This is a genomic window from Sulfurimonas sp. NW9 (assembly GCF_051132275.1).
GTDB lineage: Bacteria > Campylobacterota > Campylobacteria > Campylobacterales > Sulfurimonadaceae > Sulfurimonas > Sulfurimonas hydrogeniphila.
On the sequence record NZ_CP093236.1, the window covers coordinates 1,853,553 to 1,868,824 of the forward strand.

The following is a 15,272-nucleotide window of genomic DNA, read 5'->3' on the forward strand; positions in this document are numbered from 1 at the left end:
TCTAACTACTTAATAGATGCTTTTTTTGCAGTTCATCCATTTTTTTCTTCATAACAGCTTTAAATTTTTCCATTTTCAGACGCTGTTCTATAAATGCTTTTACCTCATCAAAACTTCGTGTCAATGAAGGTTTTTTGTCTTCCACATAAATAACATGGTATCCAAACTGTGTTTTAACCGGCTCTGATGTCACTTCGCCTTTTTTCATAGAAAAAACTTTATCATTAAAAGCAGGTACCATTTGCCCTTTACTGAAATATCCAAGATCTCCGCCTTTTGATCCGCTAGGTCCTGTTGACTCTTTTTTCGCAAGCTCTATAAACTTTTCTTTGAGTTTTTCTCCGCTTAAATGTTTCAACTGCGCAATGATTTTTTCTGCTTCCTCTTTGGTTTTTACTAAAATATGGCGGGCATGCACGCTCTCTTTTTCATTAAATTCTTCTTTGTTTTTGTTATAGTAGTCTTTTAACTCTTTTGTTGAAATTTTAATGCCGTCAAGCAGTTTCTTCTGCCAAACCTGAATAGCAAGCTCTTTTTTCATTCTTTGTTCAAGCTTATTGTATTCATTCTTATACTCCGCAGAGTTGATGATACCGGATTTTTTTGCATCATCATAAATCAACTCTTTGCCTATAAGCTGTTGTAAAACCTGTTGTCTGAATGCAGCCTGACGATCAGCCGGCACCTGGTTAAATCGCCCCTGTGTCGCCTGCATCAGCTCCTGGTCAACTTCTTCTTGGGTAATTGGTTTTCCGTTTACTGTCACTAATGTTTTTGCACAGACGACTGAACCTGTCAACAACAGGGCAGATAATAGCATTGTAATTTTATTCATTATAGAGTTCCTTACTAAATTGATAAAGAGAAGTTTAATAACAATATATTAATAGTTATTAAACAGATTCATTTTCATAGCTTATTTTAAGGTATTTGTCTAAAATATACTCCAGTTTGTCTCTTGTTAGCGGCTTTGAAAGATAATCATCAAGCCCCTCTTCCAAAAGCATCTCCTTGTCCCCTTCCATTGCCATTGCTGTCAGGGCAACAATCGGCGCCTGTGATTTTAGGAGCATCATATCTTTAATCTCTTTGGTTGCAACAATCCCGTTCATATACGGCATATCTATATCCATAAATATAATGTCATATTTTTTCTCTTTATACATTTTTACCGCTTCAAGTCCGTTAGAGGCGGTAGAAACATCTATGTTATACTCTTCCAGGAGTATTTTTATCAGACGCTGATTGATAAGATTGTCTTCCACAACCAAAGCCTCGGTTTTATCTTTGAGAGTAAGTTCATTTTTATCTTCATTGGTATATTTGTAGCTGTTTGCCATATACAGATGTTTGGCTATCACACTGGCCAGCAATGGTTTTTCTATCACTTCATCAATAATGTGTGTCATCTTTGTTTGCAGTTTTTCATCTTCATCCAAAAGAAAAACAACAGGTGCCTGCTTTTTATATGTCGCCAGATCCAGTATCCATGATGAATCACCCTGGTCACCTACCACATAAAGCTCATCTATATCTGTATAAATATCAGCATTGAGTTCGGAAGATTTTGTCACATCAATAGCAAAAGAACGCAAATAGGTCGTTAAGAAATTGGCATCATCAACTTTTTCTTTATCCAGTAAAAGCACTTTTGCTTTTTTATTTGGCATCATTTTGTAGTTTTGCCCTCTTGAAGCTTTAAAATCAAGAACAAAATTCACGTAGGTACCGTTGTCTAATTCACTTTTTATACGTAATTCTGATCCCATCAACCGTACCAGACCGCTTGAGAGGCTCAATCCTATGCCGAGTCTCTCATCTGCATGACTGCCTGCGGTAAAAGGTTCATCCATAAGAGATATCTGTTCTTGAGACATCCCCTGACCATTGTCTTTGACACTAAAACCGACAGAACAGGCTCCGTTTTGGAGTCGTTTTAAAAGTTTTACTTCTATAATAACCTTGCCGCCATGCGGTGTAAATTTAATTGCATTTTGAATGATAGAACGCATAACCTGCAAAATTTTGTTTGCATCACCTTCGAGTTCCTGTGGCAATTTCGGGTCTATAAAACTCATAACCTGTACCCCGTTGTTGCTTGCCTTGTCAAAACATGTATATATGAGTTTTTCCATTGCGACAAGAAGATTAAAAGGTTCTGACTCCACTGTAAGACGCCCACTTTGCAACTGCGCCAAATCCAAGAGACTTTCAATATTATTCATCAGATTTTTAGAAGAATAATCAATCATATCAAGGTATTCATTTTGATGTTCGTTGAGACTGGTTTCTTTGAGCAGCTCTATAAATCCGAGAATACCATTCATCGGAGTTCTAAATTCATGCCCTATATTGGCCAAAAATTTTGTTTTCAGCTTTTCAACCTCTTTCACCTGCAAACGTGCTTTTTCCAACTCTGTAACATCTTTTAATTCCAAAATATACAGCTTCATGTTTTTTGAATACCTGTGACACTTTGCTTCAATACTGAGAAGTTGCCCCTTAGCATCAGTCATATTTACCCTGTAACCATCGCTTTTGTACTTTTTGATATAATCCAGCCAACTTTTGTCAGACTCGGTAAAAATCTCTTCACTCTCACTCAAAAACATATCACGAATGCTTTCATTGGCTCTTTTAAAATCTTTTATATCAAAATAATTCATTGTAGTGAAAAAAGTTTTATTTGCACCAATCCATCCTTCACCTTGTAAAAAATAGAGCATCATTGTATCACTGCTGTCTGCCACTTCAATAAAGAAATCTTTGTCCAATTGTGAAAAAAGTGTCTCCTTTTTTTTGCCTGTATCATACACATGCGTGTTTTTTTGTTTCGAAAACAGTGAAAATATGCCCATATTTTACCCCTTTTTAAAAGTCATTGCTTTGATTATAACATATAAGTTGCTAAAATACATTTATGAAAAAAGCAACGAAAAAAGAGATCCAAGAGATCCAAAAACGCTTTATGGAGCGCTACAGTGATGCGGTCACAGAACTGCATTATAAAAATGCCTATGAACTGGTAATTGCCGTAGCACTCTCAGCGCAATGTACCGACAAAAGAGTCAACCTTATTACTCCTGCCCTGTTTGCAAAGTATCCGACGCCTCAAGATTTGGCAGATGCTGATATAGAAGAGGTGAAAAAGCTTATTAACACCTGCTCCTTCTTTAACAACAAAGCAAAAAACCTCATAACCATGGCAAAACGTGTTGTTGAAGTGTATGACGGTGAAATACCAATGAATGAAAAAGACCTGCAGACCCTGGCAGGCGTCGGACAAAAAACAGCCCATGTTGTGATGATAGAGTATACCGGTGCGAACCTAATGGCAGTGGATACCCATGTATTTCGTGTCGCACACAGACTTGGTCTGAGCGATGACAAAACAGCCAAGGCAACAGAAGCCACTTTGGTAAAAAAATTCAAAACCGACCTGCATGTACTCCATCAGGCAATGGTTTTGTTTGGAAGGTACATCTGCACTGCCAAAAATCCTAAATGCGATGAATGTTTTTTAACAGAGTTTTGCAGAACAAAAGAGAGTTTCAAAGTTTAGGTATGCAAAGTGCTTGGAGATTATTATGATACGCATATATTTATTAGTTTTATTCATGCTTTTTTTTAACGGCTGTCTAAACAAACACGGGATTTCTGCAAAATACTACAGTGACTGCAAAGAGTACTACGATTTTCAGGGATATTATCACAAAGAGTGCGGAGATGATGACATCATTACCTATGAGACAATGGGCAAAGAAATAAAAAAAGCAGCGCAAAAGTCAAAAGTTTTTTTGGTGAAAAAGAGCAGCCAAAAGCAGAAAAAAACGTCTGGTAGGTTCTACTCTTTTACAGCAATAAAAGTAGCAAAATTTGCCCAGCGCAAAAGTACTTCACAATGAGAGAAACCTGCATTTAATGCCATTTTTATATTTTCTTCTTCACTGTAAGGCACCAGTACATTTTCCAGAGCTTCGCGTTTTTGCATGATTTCATACTCGGAATAGCCCTGCGCTTTTTTAAAATCATAATAACATTCAATCAATTCTTTGTTGAGTTTGGGATGATGAGAGATGACTTTTTCGCTAAATATAAATACACCCTCTTTTTTTAATGAAACGGCTATTTTTTTTACCAGCTCTTCACGAACAAGAGGACGAATAAACTGCAGAGTATAGTTACTGATAAAAACATCTGCCTCTTTATAATCATAGCTCAGTATATCCGCATTGCAAACTTTTATGTCGGCACCATACGCTTCGCATTTCTTTCTTGCACGCGTGAGCATTGCTTCAGAGTTGTCAAGACCTATAAGCTCTGCCTTGTTTGAGAGTTTTCTGTGAATACTCAGCAGTGTTGATGCGGTTGAACAGCCAAGATCATAGACTCTCCCATTTTCATTCAGGTTTTTCAGTGCAAAAAATTCTGTAATTTTTTGCGCCTCTTTGTAAAAAGGAACACTCCGCTCAAGCATATCATCAAAGACAGCTGCCACTTCTTCATCAAATTCAAACTGTTTTTTTATCGGTTTTGTAAATACTTTATCATTCATAACTGGAATTTTATCAAAATAAGCCTATAATTGAGCAAAAAAAGGATATTAATGGAACTTTCACTCTCTTCTTGGATGATGATTGCTTTTTTACTCGGTCTCGGTCTGAGTGCATGGAAAATGTATAAATTTATGCCGACAAAACAACTCAAAGATGATGACACAACCCCTCAGGCACAGACAGAGTTAATGGATTTGATTTTAAAAATCATAAAAGGCAGTCATGGAGAACTCACAGAAAAAGAGTTGCATGAAATGGTCACAAAACACGAAGATTTTGACAAAGAGCATTTTTGGAGATTTAATGAAAACAAACTGAGACAGCTGTTACATATACACTATACAAAAAATCCTGATACAAAAAGTATCAGGGATATTCACAAAAAACTACACTCTTAGTTTCTGTCATGGCATTCAAGTCTTTATAGGCCTGAATAACACGCTCAACCAGACCTTCCTGTCCGGCACGCAGCCATTTTCTTGGATCATAGTATTTTTTGTTCGGTTTGTCTTCACCTTCCGGATTTCCGATTTGACTCTGAAGATAATCATGATACTTTTCTATATACTGACGAACGCCGTTCCATGTTGCCCACTGAGTATCGGTATCGATATTCATTTTTACAACACCGTAACTGATCGCTTCACTGATTTCTGAAGGCAAAGATCCTGAACCGCCGTGAAATACAAAGTTGACAGGTTTCTCTTTTGTATGCAGTTTTTCCTGAATATATTTTTGTGAATTGTCTAGTATCTTAGGTGTCAACTGTACATTTCCCGGCTTGTAAACACCGTGTACATTTCCAAAGGAAGCGGCTATTGTAAAATTTGGAGAAATTTCACTCAACTCTTTATAGGCAAGAGCCACCTCTTCGGGTTGGGTATATAAAAGTGCATTGTCAATGTTTGTGTTGTCCACACCGTCTTCTTCTCCGCCTGTACAGCCTAGCTCTATTTCGATGCTCATACCGATTTTGTTCATTCTTTCAAAATAGGCTTTACATGTACCGATGTTTTCATTTAAAGACTCTTCTGAAAGATCAAGCATATGGGAAGAAAACAGTGGTTTTCCCTGTGTTTTATAATAACTCTCACCTGCTTCAAGCAGAGCATTTATCCACGGAAGCAGCTTTTTTGAGGCATGGTCAGTATGCAGAATCACCGCAACACCGTAAGCCTCTGCCATCATATGTGTATGAATCGCACCGGCCACCGCACCAATAATTGCCGCTTTTTCACCATCATTGCTTAAACCTTTGCCTGCATAGTAGGAAGCACCCCCGTTACTGAATTGTATAATCACAGGAGAGTCGGCTTTTGCAGCAGCTTCCAATACACCGTTGACAGAGTCAGTATTTACAACATTGACAGCAGGTATAGCAAAACCATTTTCTTTTGCATATTCATAGACTTTTAAAACATCATCACCAAAAAGGACCCCGGGTTTAACAATATCCAATACACCATTACTCATAATAATTCCCTAAAAAATTTAATTTTACAATTATAATATATAGTTCATTTAAAAGAACTTTATGCTAAAATCAGAATCCCAAAGGATACATAAAGATGAGTGCTTGTGAAGAAATCAATACTGATATAGTTTTAATAGATATCATTAATTTTTCAATGCTTACCATACAGCAACAGTTTGAAATCATCAATTTTTTGACACGCAGTTACAAAAAAATCATACAACGTCTGCTTGAAAGTGCAAAACTTCCTGTAGAAGAACTTATTTTGGGTTATATCCCGACAGGAGACGGATTTTACTGCATACTCACACCAAAGTTCAGAGGCTACGGAACAATTTTAGGGCTGAGCTTTCATCACTTTTCGGAGCAGCTTTCAAAGAAATTTTCCTATTTTCATGGCTTGCGTATAGCAGTGCATACGGGGAAAATCAATAAATTTACAGACATTTTAGGGCATCAGAATTTTATAGGCACAGGACTCAATGACTGTGCCCGATACTTGGAAATTAAAGACTTCAGTATTTCAACGGTAATGATCTCTCATGAAGCATATTACAATTTTAAACGTTTCATTTCTGTGCATAAAGAGTACAACCAACTTCTTCAGGAAAGAGAATTTAAAAAGTCCACCCTCTTTGCTTTTCAGGACAAGCATGGCAATGAAAAAAAGGGATACCGTGTATGGCTGAGAAAATCAGGTATAATTATTCCTCCAATTTATAAAGGGCACCTCTAAATTTTAACACCCGGTGTTTCAAAAAGGACAGTATATGAAATTTACACTCGATGAATATTCAAAAAAATTTAAAATGTCAAAAGAGATGATCAGTTCAAAACTTCGCAGCAAAAAGTTAAATTATATCGTTGAAGATGACACTGTTTACATAATTGTTCCCGAGGAAGCCTCACCGCAACCACAACAAAGACCTCAGCAAAACACTCCGCCTGCAAAACCACGGACAACGGTTGCCATGGTTTTGTCATTGTACCAAAAAGAGAACCTGCAGCTCAAAGCTAAAATTGTCCAACTCGAAGAGAAAATAGACAAACTCATCAATGACAAAGAACAGATGCTCCGTGATGAGATGAGTAAAATAGAAAGAGTTTATGCCACAAAAGACGAGCAGTTAAAGCAGGTTTTGGAACTGCTCAACACAAAACTTCTTGCCCAAAACAGCAACACGGTACATGATGTCGAACCTTTGCCGCAAACACAAAAAACCATAGAGGTGGAAAAAGACAACCAGATTGTTGAACTCAAAACCTATTTGAAAACACTTGATCTGGAGCCCTACCAGAGAAAAATCATCAAAAAAAGATTTTTAGCCGTGTATGACAGCGATATCAGAGTCATTAAACAAAACGGTAAACTCTACCTCGATTTTGCGAAGTATGATTACAGTGATTTGTTAGAGTATTAATGAATGCCAAAAAAAACAGAACATAAAATTATAAAAACCCGTCATATCAAAGAAGCATTGCAGACATTTGCGCAAGAAAATTTTATTCTTCCGTCAGAATGTGACTTTGTTATAAACAAGACAGAAACATATATAAAAAGCAATGCCAGCGCTTCTTTTGAACTTTACAGCAAAGAGATACAGGAAAAATACAAAGATAAAGAAAAAATACTCAATGAGCATGTGGAATTTCAACAGCGCTATACTGTCACGCTGATGAAAAAAGAAAAAAGAGATCTTGAACTTGAATATACTATAGATTTTTCAAAATTTTTCACACATCCTTTTTTGATACTGTCACCGGATTCAAAAATTCCCTATAAATCACATCAGCCTGTTGAGTTGTTAAAAATACTCTTTAGAGAATGCAACAAAATCAAAGCGTATCATAAAATACTTGTGAACATCTTTGATGAAGAGATGAAAAAATCTCTGAAAATTTTAGTGAAGTACATATATGCAGGAAAATTTGTCAAACGTGTCAAAATTCCTCTGTTTGAAGGGATAGAGCCTGTTCTCACACGTCCGGGTAAACTTATTTTTTGGTTTAAAGAAAAAGCACATACAGGCGAAGTTATTGAAGTAGATGAAAATGAACTTCTTGTTGAATATAAAAAGCCTGTATACGGACAAAACGGACTCAATGCTTTTGGTGAATATATAGACGCAAATTTTGCCAACAACATGGATGACCTGCAGGCAGATGTTGATGAAAAATCTATTAGAATAGAGGAAAATGCAACATCAAAAAAATATATAAGCAAAATACGCGGATATGTACATTATGACGGCAAAGAACTTCTTGTTGACAATCGCATAAAAGTCAGTGAAATCACAAAGCACAAAGACCTTGTAGAAGACCTCGAAGACAATAATATTGAAATAGTAGTGACACAGCATGATACAGCAAGGGATACCATAAAAGAAGGGGTGACACTTGTTTCAGAGAGAATACATGTAAACGGTTTTGTGGGAGCAAAAAGCCGTCTTGAAGCGATAACCCTTGAAATTGAGGGAGCTACCCACCAGGACTCACTCCAGTATGCAAAATATGCAACCATTAACAGACATAAAGGTACATTACGATGCCATGAGGGGAAAATTTCTCTGCTTGAAGGCGGTGTGGTACATGCAACCACTGTAGAAATTGAGGCTTCCATAGGGGGTGCTGTTTACGCCCAGGATGTTACCATCAAGCACGTGAAAAACAATCTAAAAGTTTATGCTTCGAATTCTATTACCGTCCGGCTTGTATCCGGTGAAGACAATCTCTTTAAAATAAACTACCGTGATGTCCCGATAGTGCAAAGCAAACTGCAATTTATAGACAAAGATATCAAGGAACTCAGGCATAAATTAGAAGGAGCAAAAAGACACAACTTAAGTAAAGTTGAAGAGCTGGAAAAAGAGATTACACGCCTTAAAAAAGAAAAAGAGGCAATACACAACGCCTACAAAAATGCAAAAATTACTGTCAAAGAACCTTTCAAAGGTTTAAACAACATTGTCTTTACTATTGACAATGCCCATGAAATAGCCTACAAAACAGATGCAAAATTCTATCCTCCCTTTTATCTTGAAATACAAGAAAACATCATCACCCTTCACCCTGTCGCAAAATCCATAGTTATCGAAGAAAAATAGTATTTTTTTAATTTTCTTTGTTTATTCTTCAAAACTCCATACTCTTTACATACGGTAATCCGTATACAAAATACATTAAATACATCATTATAATATATATAAATTATATAATATACATTAATCAATATTTATCATACGATAATTATCAATTTATATTATAAAAAATGTATATTTAAGTATTTATTCCGTATAATATTTTTTATGCAAATAAATGATTTATTTAACATCCTCCATAACTCAATAGAGTCTCAATACAATGGGAAAAAGATTTCCCTTAAAGATATGGCTAAAAGTCTGGGGATTTCTATGCGTACATATCAGGACTGGAAACTGGGACGTGCCAAACCACAGGCTGCGGCAACTGTTATAAAAATGTTAGGTAAATTAGATGATGATGAAATTATCAGGGCTGTAAGAAAAATCAACAGATTAGAGGAGTAGCGGAATGGGGATACTGACTAAAAATGAAAGAGATGGTCTTGAAGATGTGTTTTTATCAATACATACATCAACAAATAAATACAAAAAAATCAAAGATTTATCAGCTTTAATTATGATGCCTAAAACGACTCTAAATTTCAAAAAGCTCTTAAAACAGGCTAAATGTGGACTAAAAGAAACAAAAATTTCAGATTTTCTTCTTAAATACACCAAAAAGAAGAAAAATTTAAGCAAATAAACTATAAAGTATCTGTAGCTGAATTATTTCAGGGCAAATCTTAATCCAAGGGTAAATTTATGAATAAAGCACAATTCGTTGAGTTAGTACAAGAACACGGAAACTACAAAACTAAAGTTGAAGCTGAAAATGCAATTAAAGCTTTCACTGAAGCAGTAATAGAAGCCTTAGTAAAAGGGGAAGATGTTTCTCTCGTTGGTTTTGGTAGTTTTGCGGCAGTACTTCAAAAAGGTAAAACCGGTAAAGTTCCGGGTACAGATAAAACTTATACGACTCAAGATAAAATGGTTCCTAAGTTTAAAGCAGGTAAAGGTCTTAAAGACCGCGTTGCAGCTGGTAAATAACTATTTAATAGTATTGCTTTTGAGAAGCAGTACTATTCTTTCTTTTCCCCTATAATTTTTGAACAAAACCCTCCTTTTATATAAAATACAAAACAGACTTGCTATACTACGCAAAAAGCATAAGGAAATTCAATGAAAATAACAAAGAGTGAAGATGAATGGAAAAAAATTCTGAGTCCTGAAGCTTTTTCGGTATGCCGAAAAAACGGCACAGAAGCCCCTTTTTCCGGAAAATATTATGATAACAAAAGTGATGGTATTTACAAATGTATCTGTTGTGGTGCACCGCTTTTTGAATCAGGTACAAAATTTGATTCAGGAACAGGCTGGCCAAGTTATTATGAAGCTGTTGAAGGGGCTGTCACTGAAATAAAGGATATGTCACACGGTATGATTCGTACAGAAGTCAGATGCAGCAGTTGTGATGCTCACTTAGGCCATCTTTTTCCTGATGGTCCTGAGCCTACGGGATTGCGATACTGCATCAACTCTGTATGTTTAGACTTTGAAGAAGAATAAGGAGCTTTTTAATGAAACGAATTTTACTGGCACTGGTATTACTCTATACGACTCTTTTGTTTTCAACTGAGAATAATCCGCATGTTGTCCTGCAAACAACACAGGGAAATATAGAACTTGAACTTTTTCCGGATGCGGCACCTTTGGCGGTTGAGAACTTTCTTACACATGTAAAGGAAGGCTATTACAACGGTGTTGCTTTTCACCGAATCATTCACAATTTTATGATTCAAGGCGGTGATCCGACTGAAAGCGGCAGAGGCGGTGAAAGCATCTGGCATAAAGAGTTTAAGGATGAATTCAAAGCAAATCTTGTTTTTGACAAACCCGGTATTTTGGCAATGGCAAACAGAGGTCCAAATACAAACGGCAGTCAGTTTTTCATCACAACAGCTCCGACACCATGGCTTAACGGCGGCTATACAATTTTTGGAAAGGTTGCAGATCAAAAATCCATGCAAACTTTGCAAAAACTAAACAATGTCGCTACTTCCGGACGTTCTGGCGGAGACAGACCGCTGGAACGTCAGGAAATAATCAAAGCATACATAAAATAGATACTTTATGTATGCAAGGCCTTAAAAACTTTAAGCGCTTGCAGGTGCTGGGCGACATCATGCACCCGTAAAATGGATGCACCGTTTTTCACTGCTTCAAGATGAAGAGTCAGTGTGCCGGGAAGCCTTTCTTCAACAGAAGAAGGTGAAATTTTATCTATCATGGATTTTCTGGAAGCTCCGACCAGCAATGGCTTGCCCAGCGTTAAAAAGTGCTCAAGGCTATTTAAAAGTCTTATATTGTCTTCTACTCTTTTTCCGAAACCTATGCCTACATCAAGCACAATTTTTTTCACTCCAAAACTCTCAGCTTTTTCTACTCTTTTGCTAAAGAAATCATATACATCCTCTATGACATTTTCATAATGGGGGTTTTTCTGCATCGTTTGGGGCGTTCCTTTCATATGCATGATTACCGCTGTTGCATTATAAGCCGCACAAAGCCTGCATACCTCATCGTTTTGCAAACCGGTTATGTCATTTACAATACTAAAACCGCTCTCCAGTGCCCTTTGTAAAACTTTTGGTTCATAACTGTCACAACTGAATTTTACCTTTTCATACAGTTTTTCTTCTTTTATAAGTCTCAAAAGCGGTTCTATTCTTGCCAATTCCTCTTCTACACTCACATATGGAGCATTTGGGCGAGAAGAGACAGCACCGATATCTATTATATCTGCACCCTCTTGAATCATAGTCTCTATGGTTTGTATTGCTTCTTTTTCTTTGAGCCTGCTTTGTGCGTAAAAACTGTCATCATTCGCATTAACAATACCCATAATTTCTACTGCATCCGGCTGACGAACCTGCGCAAACTCTTTGAGTTTTTTTGCTAACTCTTTGAGTCCAAAAGGTTGTGCCAACTCTTTTTTTGCCAAAACTTTCAGCTGTTTTGTATTCGCAATGAGTATGCAGTCAACTTTTGGCTTTGCTGCGATAACTGTCCCCCGGGGAACAGCCAAATCAGCCCCGATGGAGAGAGCATCCTGTTTCAAAATATTGGCAGCCCCTACATGCAAATCATATATATATAAAATATGCATTGTTGCTTTTGACGCCAAAATTGTAATACCGCCCGAATCAACACCAAGCTTTTGCAATGTATCTTTTATATTTATTTCATTTGACAGTTTTTCTACTCTCACGGTCTCTCCTGTGCAAAGCTCATAAGCAGCATTGCCAAAACACTTTGAGGCCGTGAATTCAGATCAAGCAATCTGTAGGCCTTGTCAAAATTATCCAGCTGCAATGGAGAAAGTATGAGCCTGTCTATAACAGTTGCTCTGTAAAAAAGCGCTTCAACCAAAGCTTTGGCTTCTGTTTTAGAGACTCTGGCATGCTGTTTTAAAAATGCAAAAACCTCTTTATAGTCAAGTCGTGCAAGTGTAATATCCAACTCCATAACACTGTGATGGAGCTGGTTCTTTAAAATCGGCAGTCGTGAGCGTACAGTAGGCAGCAAGTTGGATTTCGTCGGGGAGATTATAATAAATTCTATATTTGTCGGCGGTTCTTCCAAAAGTTTTAGCAGAGAGTTTTGTGCCACATCAGTAAACTCAAAAGCTGCGATGATGATATACTTTGTCTGTGCTTCGCTGATGTACGCTTCAGCCGTTACAAGTTTTGCATGTTCAATTTTAAAATTTTCTTCTATAAACTTTACAACCCGGAAGCCCTGCAGTTCATTTTCCAGTTTTTCAGCAGCTTCCTCCACATCATTTGCAATGAGGATATGCCCTTTTATTGCATCAGGAACTTGCATCAACCTCTCCAAACATTGCAGCATTCAACGAAGCATCAAAAAGTTTGTAGAGCTGTAACAGTTTGATATCCAAATCCGTATCATAGGATTTGAGTGTAAACGCATTGTTGAAATCTTCATCAAAGATCCAAAAATAACTTTCATCTTTTCTTTTGGCGATATCGCTGCGTTTATCATCTCCTTTGCCGATGTACCAAAAAAAGTAATCGCCCTTAAAAGAGAGTGAAATCATATCGTCTATAATATCTATCATTTCACCACTGCCTACACTGTTGTAATGGGTATAAATGTTGTCAATGCTGATGATAGGTATCATAGGGCGTTCAAGCAATACTCCGTTTAAAGAACTCAAAATGTAATTTTCAAACCACTTTCTTTTTTCGTCAGTAATTAGAATAATTGTTTTGCCATTAAGAATCTGTTCCAATGCGTATGCAGTTGTTTTAGACCACTCAAACCGGTGTTCTTCAAGCCAGCTGAGACTGCCGCCCTTTTCTCTTATGGCATCCAGGCTCCATTGTGCAAAATCCGGCATGTAAGTACTTATTTGTCTAGCTCATAGGTATTGTGCAGAGATCGCACCGCAAGTTCTGCATACTTTTCGTCTATAACCATGGATACTTTTATTTCTGATGTTGAAATCATATTGATATTGATATTTTCTTTTGCCATCGTCGAGAAGGCTTTGGCAGCAACACCGGCATGCGATTTCATACCAACACCCACTACAGAAACCTTGCAGATATCTTCATTATAAGAATCATCTTTGATTTCACCACTTTGTACAAAGGTGTCTACAACAGATTTTGCATCATGCAGATCACTCACAGGTACAGTAAAGTCAATATTTGTTGTATCATCAACCGCTTTGTTCTGAATGATCATATCCACATTTACCTCGGCATCTGCCAATGCATTAAAAATATCAGAAGCAATGCCCGGTCTGTCTTTGACACCCATTAAAGAGATGCGTGCCTGGTTTCTGTCTAACGCAATTCCGCTTACTAGTGGTTTTTCCATAATATTTTCTTCCTTTGTAATTAATGTTCCCTCATCATCGCAAAAGCTGCTTCGTGTTACGAGATTGACATTGAGTTTTTTTGCCAGTTCTACAGAGCGGTTTTGTAATACTTTTGCACCTAATGATGCAAGTTCAAGCATCTCTTCATAAGAGATTTTATCAAGTTTTTTTGCTTTTGGTTCAATTCGCGGATCTGTTGTAAAAATACCTGTCACATCCGTATAAATTTCACACAAGTCAGCTTCTAATGCACCTGCGATAGCAACAGCTGAGAGATCGCTTCCTCCACGTCCGAGTGTTGTGACATCTCCGTCTGTGTTTACTCCCTGAAAACCGGCAACTACAACAACTTTGCCACTTTGCAACGCACTTTTCATAGCTTTGGGATCAATCTCTTCAATACGCGCTTTGGTATGCTGCTTGTCGGTTACAATACCTGCTTTTCTCCCCGTCATTGCAACAGCATCAATTCCCATCTCCTGCAGTGCAATAGAGAGGAGTGCCGATGTCACTCTTTCACCTGAGCTCAAGAGCATATCCATCTCTGCACGGGCAGGATTTTTTGAAAAATGTTCGGCATATCCAACAAGTTTGTTTGTTTCTCCGCTCATTGCCGAAACAACAACTACTACATCATGCCCGGCTTCTTTTGTTTTTGCCACACGATTCGCTACATTTTGTATGCGTTCCAAATCACCAACACTGGTCCCACCGAATTTTTGAACTATTAGCATTTACAACAGCCCCTCTCTTTTAAAATGATTTATAACTTTTTCATATACAGACTGCTTAAAATGCGGTGTAAAGTCTAAAACATCCTCTATTGCCACAAATTTATAGTTTATAAACTCGGGATGCTTTGTATCTAGGTTTATTTTGGCATCTTTTGCGAGTTTGAGTAAAAAATATTTTTGTGTCTGTCCCTTATACGGCTTCATTTTACTCGCAATTTTAGGAGGAAAATCATAAGAAATCCACTCTGGATATTCTGCTATTATTTCAGCAGAGTCTGTCCCTATCTCTTCTTCCATTTCACGGAAAAGAGCCTCTTTGACCTCTTCGCCTTCATCAATGCCACCCTGTGGAAATTGCCAAATGTCAGTCAAATCATTTCTTTGTGCAATAAAAACATCTTTTTTTTGCGGATACTCATTTGAGACGATTATCATAGCAACATTGGGACGGTATATTTCTTCTTTACTCATATAAGCACCTGTAGTTAATTAGACTTCTTACATAATTCCTATATGCCTCAG

At 37.2% G+C, this 15,272-nt stretch carries 20 protein-coding genes; 11 read left to right on the plus strand and 9 right to left on the minus strand.

Annotated features, from left to right (window positions below):
- Position 1 precedes the first annotated feature (1 nt).
- Both MLC44_RS10505 and MLC44_RS10510 read right to left on the minus strand, forming a co-directional pair.
- Positions 2-835, minus strand: a complete 834-nt coding sequence (locus MLC44_RS10505; protein ID WP_434657249.1) for a peptidylprolyl isomerase — start codon at positions 833-835, stop codon at positions 2-4.
- A 58-nt stretch (positions 836-893) separates the two neighbouring features.
- Positions 894-2,858 (minus strand): response regulator, encoded by a 1,965-nt coding sequence (locus tag MLC44_RS10510; RefSeq protein WP_346389866.1) that lies wholly within the window; start codon positions 2,856-2,858, stop codon positions 894-896.
- Positions 2,859-2,920: 62 nt separating this feature from the next.
- Between MLC44_RS10510 and nth the strand changes: the two genes are divergently transcribed.
- The gene (nth, locus tag MLC44_RS10515) at positions 2,921-3,562 is read left to right on the plus strand and encodes an endonuclease III (RefSeq protein WP_434636657.1); all 642 of its coding nucleotides are present in this window, start codon (positions 2,921-2,923) and stop codon (positions 3,560-3,562) included.
- A 25-nt stretch (positions 3,563-3,587) separates the two neighbouring features.
- A complete protein-coding gene (locus MLC44_RS10520) occupies positions 3,588-3,905 on the plus strand; it encodes a hypothetical protein (RefSeq protein WP_434657251.1) in 318 nt (105 codons plus the stop codon).
- Here MLC44_RS10520 and cmoA read toward each other — a convergent pair.
- Positions 3,845-4,555, minus strand: a complete 711-nt coding sequence (gene cmoA, locus MLC44_RS10525; RefSeq protein WP_151899769.1) for a carboxy-S-adenosyl-L-methionine synthase CmoA — start codon at positions 4,553-4,555, stop codon at positions 3,845-3,847. The two genes, MLC44_RS10520 and cmoA, sit on opposite strands and share 61 nt — an antisense overlap.
- Positions 4,556-4,606: 51 nt before the next feature.
- Between cmoA and MLC44_RS10530 the strand changes: the two genes are divergently transcribed.
- A complete protein-coding gene (locus tag MLC44_RS10530; protein WP_151899768.1) occupies positions 4,607-4,954 on the plus strand; it encodes a hypothetical protein in 348 nt (115 codons plus the stop codon).
- Here the strand turns inward: MLC44_RS10530 and fbaA are convergent.
- The gene (gene fbaA / locus MLC44_RS10535) at positions 4,923-6,029 is read right to left on the minus strand and encodes a class II fructose-bisphosphate aldolase (RefSeq protein ID WP_434657254.1); all 1,107 of its coding nucleotides are present in this window, start codon (positions 6,027-6,029) and stop codon (positions 4,923-4,925) included. The genes MLC44_RS10530 and fbaA overlap by 32 nt on opposite strands.
- 95 nt (positions 6,030-6,124) lie before the next feature.
- Here fbaA and MLC44_RS10540 point away from each other — a divergent pair, with 95 nt between their 5' ends.
- The 8 genes from MLC44_RS10540 (at position 6,125) to MLC44_RS10575 (ending at position 11,233) form a co-directional block, all read left to right on the plus strand.
- Complete coding sequence (locus MLC44_RS10540) at positions 6,125-6,766, plus strand: hypothetical protein (RefSeq protein WP_346389864.1); 642 nt, start codon at positions 6,125-6,127, stop codon at positions 6,764-6,766.
- A 34-nt stretch (positions 6,767-6,800) separates the two neighbouring features.
- Complete coding sequence (locus MLC44_RS10545) at positions 6,801-7,451, plus strand: hypothetical protein (RefSeq protein WP_418640596.1); 651 nt, start codon at positions 6,801-6,803, stop codon at positions 7,449-7,451.
- Between the two features lie 3 nt (positions 7,452-7,454).
- Positions 7,455-9,134 (plus strand): flagellar assembly protein A, encoded by a 1,680-nt coding sequence (locus MLC44_RS10550; protein ID WP_434657256.1) that lies wholly within the window; start codon positions 7,455-7,457, stop codon positions 9,132-9,134.
- A 201-nt stretch (positions 9,135-9,335) separates the two neighbouring features.
- Entirely contained in the window at positions 9,336-9,575 is a 240-nt protein-coding gene (locus MLC44_RS10555; protein ID WP_151899763.1) for a helix-turn-helix transcriptional regulator, read from the plus strand.
- A gap of 4 nt (positions 9,576-9,579) precedes the next feature.
- Positions 9,580-9,813, plus strand: a complete 234-nt coding sequence (locus MLC44_RS10560) for a hypothetical protein (protein WP_151899762.1) — start codon at positions 9,580-9,582, stop codon at positions 9,811-9,813.
- A 59-nt stretch (positions 9,814-9,872) separates the two neighbouring features.
- On the plus strand, positions 9,873-10,157 hold the full coding sequence (locus tag MLC44_RS10565; protein WP_151899761.1) for an HU family DNA-binding protein: 285 nt from the start codon (positions 9,873-9,875) through the stop codon (positions 10,155-10,157).
- A 132-nt stretch (positions 10,158-10,289) separates the two neighbouring features.
- A complete protein-coding gene (msrB, locus tag MLC44_RS10570; protein WP_151899760.1) occupies positions 10,290-10,676 on the plus strand; it encodes a peptide-methionine (R)-S-oxide reductase MsrB in 387 nt (128 codons plus the stop codon).
- Positions 10,677-10,687: 11 nt separating this feature from the next.
- Positions 10,688-11,233, plus strand: coding sequence for a peptidylprolyl isomerase (locus tag MLC44_RS10575; protein WP_434580182.1), 546 nt, complete (start codon positions 10,688-10,690; stop codon positions 11,231-11,233).
- Between the two features lie 5 nt (positions 11,234-11,238).
- Here the strand turns inward: MLC44_RS10575 and folP are convergent, their stop codons facing one another.
- Genes folP through MLC44_RS10600 form a run of 5 tightly spaced genes read right to left on the minus strand, consistent with a single transcriptional unit; the run spans position 11,239 to position 15,221 of the window.
- Positions 11,239-12,378 carry a dihydropteroate synthase gene (folP, locus tag MLC44_RS10580; protein WP_434657259.1) on the minus strand — a complete coding sequence of 380 codons (1,140 nt, stop codon included), beginning with the start codon at positions 12,376-12,378 and terminating at the stop codon, positions 11,239-11,241.
- A complete protein-coding gene (locus MLC44_RS10585) occupies positions 12,375-12,995 on the minus strand; it encodes a DNA polymerase III subunit delta' (protein WP_346389860.1) in 621 nt (206 codons plus the stop codon). Before MLC44_RS10585 ends, folP begins: the two co-directional genes overlap by 4 nt.
- Positions 12,982-13,530 carry a HobA family DNA replication regulator gene (locus tag MLC44_RS10590; protein WP_151899756.1) on the minus strand — a complete coding sequence of 183 codons (549 nt, stop codon included), beginning with the start codon at positions 13,528-13,530 and terminating at the stop codon, positions 12,982-12,984. The genes MLC44_RS10585 and MLC44_RS10590 overlap by 14 nt, the downstream gene beginning before the upstream one ends.
- Positions 13,531-13,538: 8 nt before the next feature.
- Positions 13,539-14,750, minus strand: coding sequence for an aspartate kinase (locus MLC44_RS10595; RefSeq protein WP_151899755.1), 1,212 nt, complete (start codon positions 14,748-14,750; stop codon positions 13,539-13,541).
- Positions 14,751-15,221, minus strand: a complete 471-nt coding sequence (locus MLC44_RS10600; RefSeq protein ID WP_151899754.1) for an RNA pyrophosphohydrolase — start codon at positions 15,219-15,221, stop codon at positions 14,751-14,753. It abuts the gene before it with no gap.
- Between the last annotated feature and the right edge of the window lie 51 nt (positions 15,222-15,272).

Excerpts from the sequence above, each read along its gene's own strand:
- MLC44_RS10505 (WP_434657249.1), bottom strand. The coding sequence starts at position 835 with ATGAATAAAATTACAATGCTATTATCTGCCCTGTTGTTGACAGGTTCA.
- MLC44_RS10510 (WP_346389866.1), bottom strand. The coding sequence starts at position 2,858 with ATGGGCATATTTTCACTGTTTTCGAAACAAAAAAACACGCATGTGTAT.
- nth (WP_434636657.1), top strand. The coding sequence starts at position 2,921 with ATGAAAAAAGCAACGAAAAAAGAGATCCAAGAGATCCAAAAACGCTTT.
- MLC44_RS10520 (WP_434657251.1), top strand. The coding sequence starts at position 3,588 with ATGATACGCATATATTTATTAGTTTTATTCATGCTTTTTTTTAACGGC.
- cmoA (WP_151899769.1), bottom strand. The coding sequence starts at position 4,555 with ATGAATGATAAAGTATTTACAAAACCGATAAAAAAACAGTTTGAATTT.
- MLC44_RS10530 (WP_151899768.1), top strand. The coding sequence starts at position 4,607 with ATGGAACTTTCACTCTCTTCTTGGATGATGATTGCTTTTTTACTCGGT.
- fbaA (WP_434657254.1), bottom strand. The coding sequence starts at position 6,029 with ATGAGTAATGGTGTATTGGATATTGTTAAACCCGGGGTCCTTTTTGGT.
- MLC44_RS10540 (WP_346389864.1), top strand. The coding sequence starts at position 6,125 with ATGAGTGCTTGTGAAGAAATCAATACTGATATAGTTTTAATAGATATC.
- MLC44_RS10545 (WP_418640596.1), top strand. The coding sequence starts at position 6,801 with ATGAAATTTACACTCGATGAATATTCAAAAAAATTTAAAATGTCAAAA.
- MLC44_RS10550 (WP_434657256.1), top strand. The coding sequence starts at position 7,455 with ATGCCAAAAAAAACAGAACATAAAATTATAAAAACCCGTCATATCAAA.
- MLC44_RS10555 (WP_151899763.1), top strand. The coding sequence starts at position 9,336 with ATGCAAATAAATGATTTATTTAACATCCTCCATAACTCAATAGAGTCT.
- MLC44_RS10560 (WP_151899762.1), top strand. The coding sequence starts at position 9,580 with ATGGGGATACTGACTAAAAATGAAAGAGATGGTCTTGAAGATGTGTTT.
- MLC44_RS10565 (WP_151899761.1), top strand. The coding sequence starts at position 9,873 with ATGAATAAAGCACAATTCGTTGAGTTAGTACAAGAACACGGAAACTAC.
- msrB (WP_151899760.1), top strand. The coding sequence starts at position 10,290 with ATGAAAATAACAAAGAGTGAAGATGAATGGAAAAAAATTCTGAGTCCT.
- MLC44_RS10575 (WP_434580182.1), top strand. The coding sequence starts at position 10,688 with ATGAAACGAATTTTACTGGCACTGGTATTACTCTATACGACTCTTTTG.
- MLC44_RS10585 (WP_346389860.1), bottom strand. The coding sequence starts at position 12,995 with ATGCAAGTTCCTGATGCAATAAAAGGGCATATCCTCATTGCAAATGAT.
- MLC44_RS10590 (WP_151899756.1), bottom strand. The coding sequence starts at position 13,530 with ATGCCGGATTTTGCACAATGGAGCCTGGATGCCATAAGAGAAAAGGGC.
- MLC44_RS10595 (WP_151899755.1), bottom strand. The coding sequence starts at position 14,750 with ATGCTAATAGTTCAAAAATTCGGTGGGACCAGTGTTGGTGATTTGGAA.
- MLC44_RS10600 (WP_151899754.1), bottom strand. The coding sequence starts at position 15,221 with ATGAGTAAAGAAGAAATATACCGTCCCAATGTTGCTATGATAATCGTC.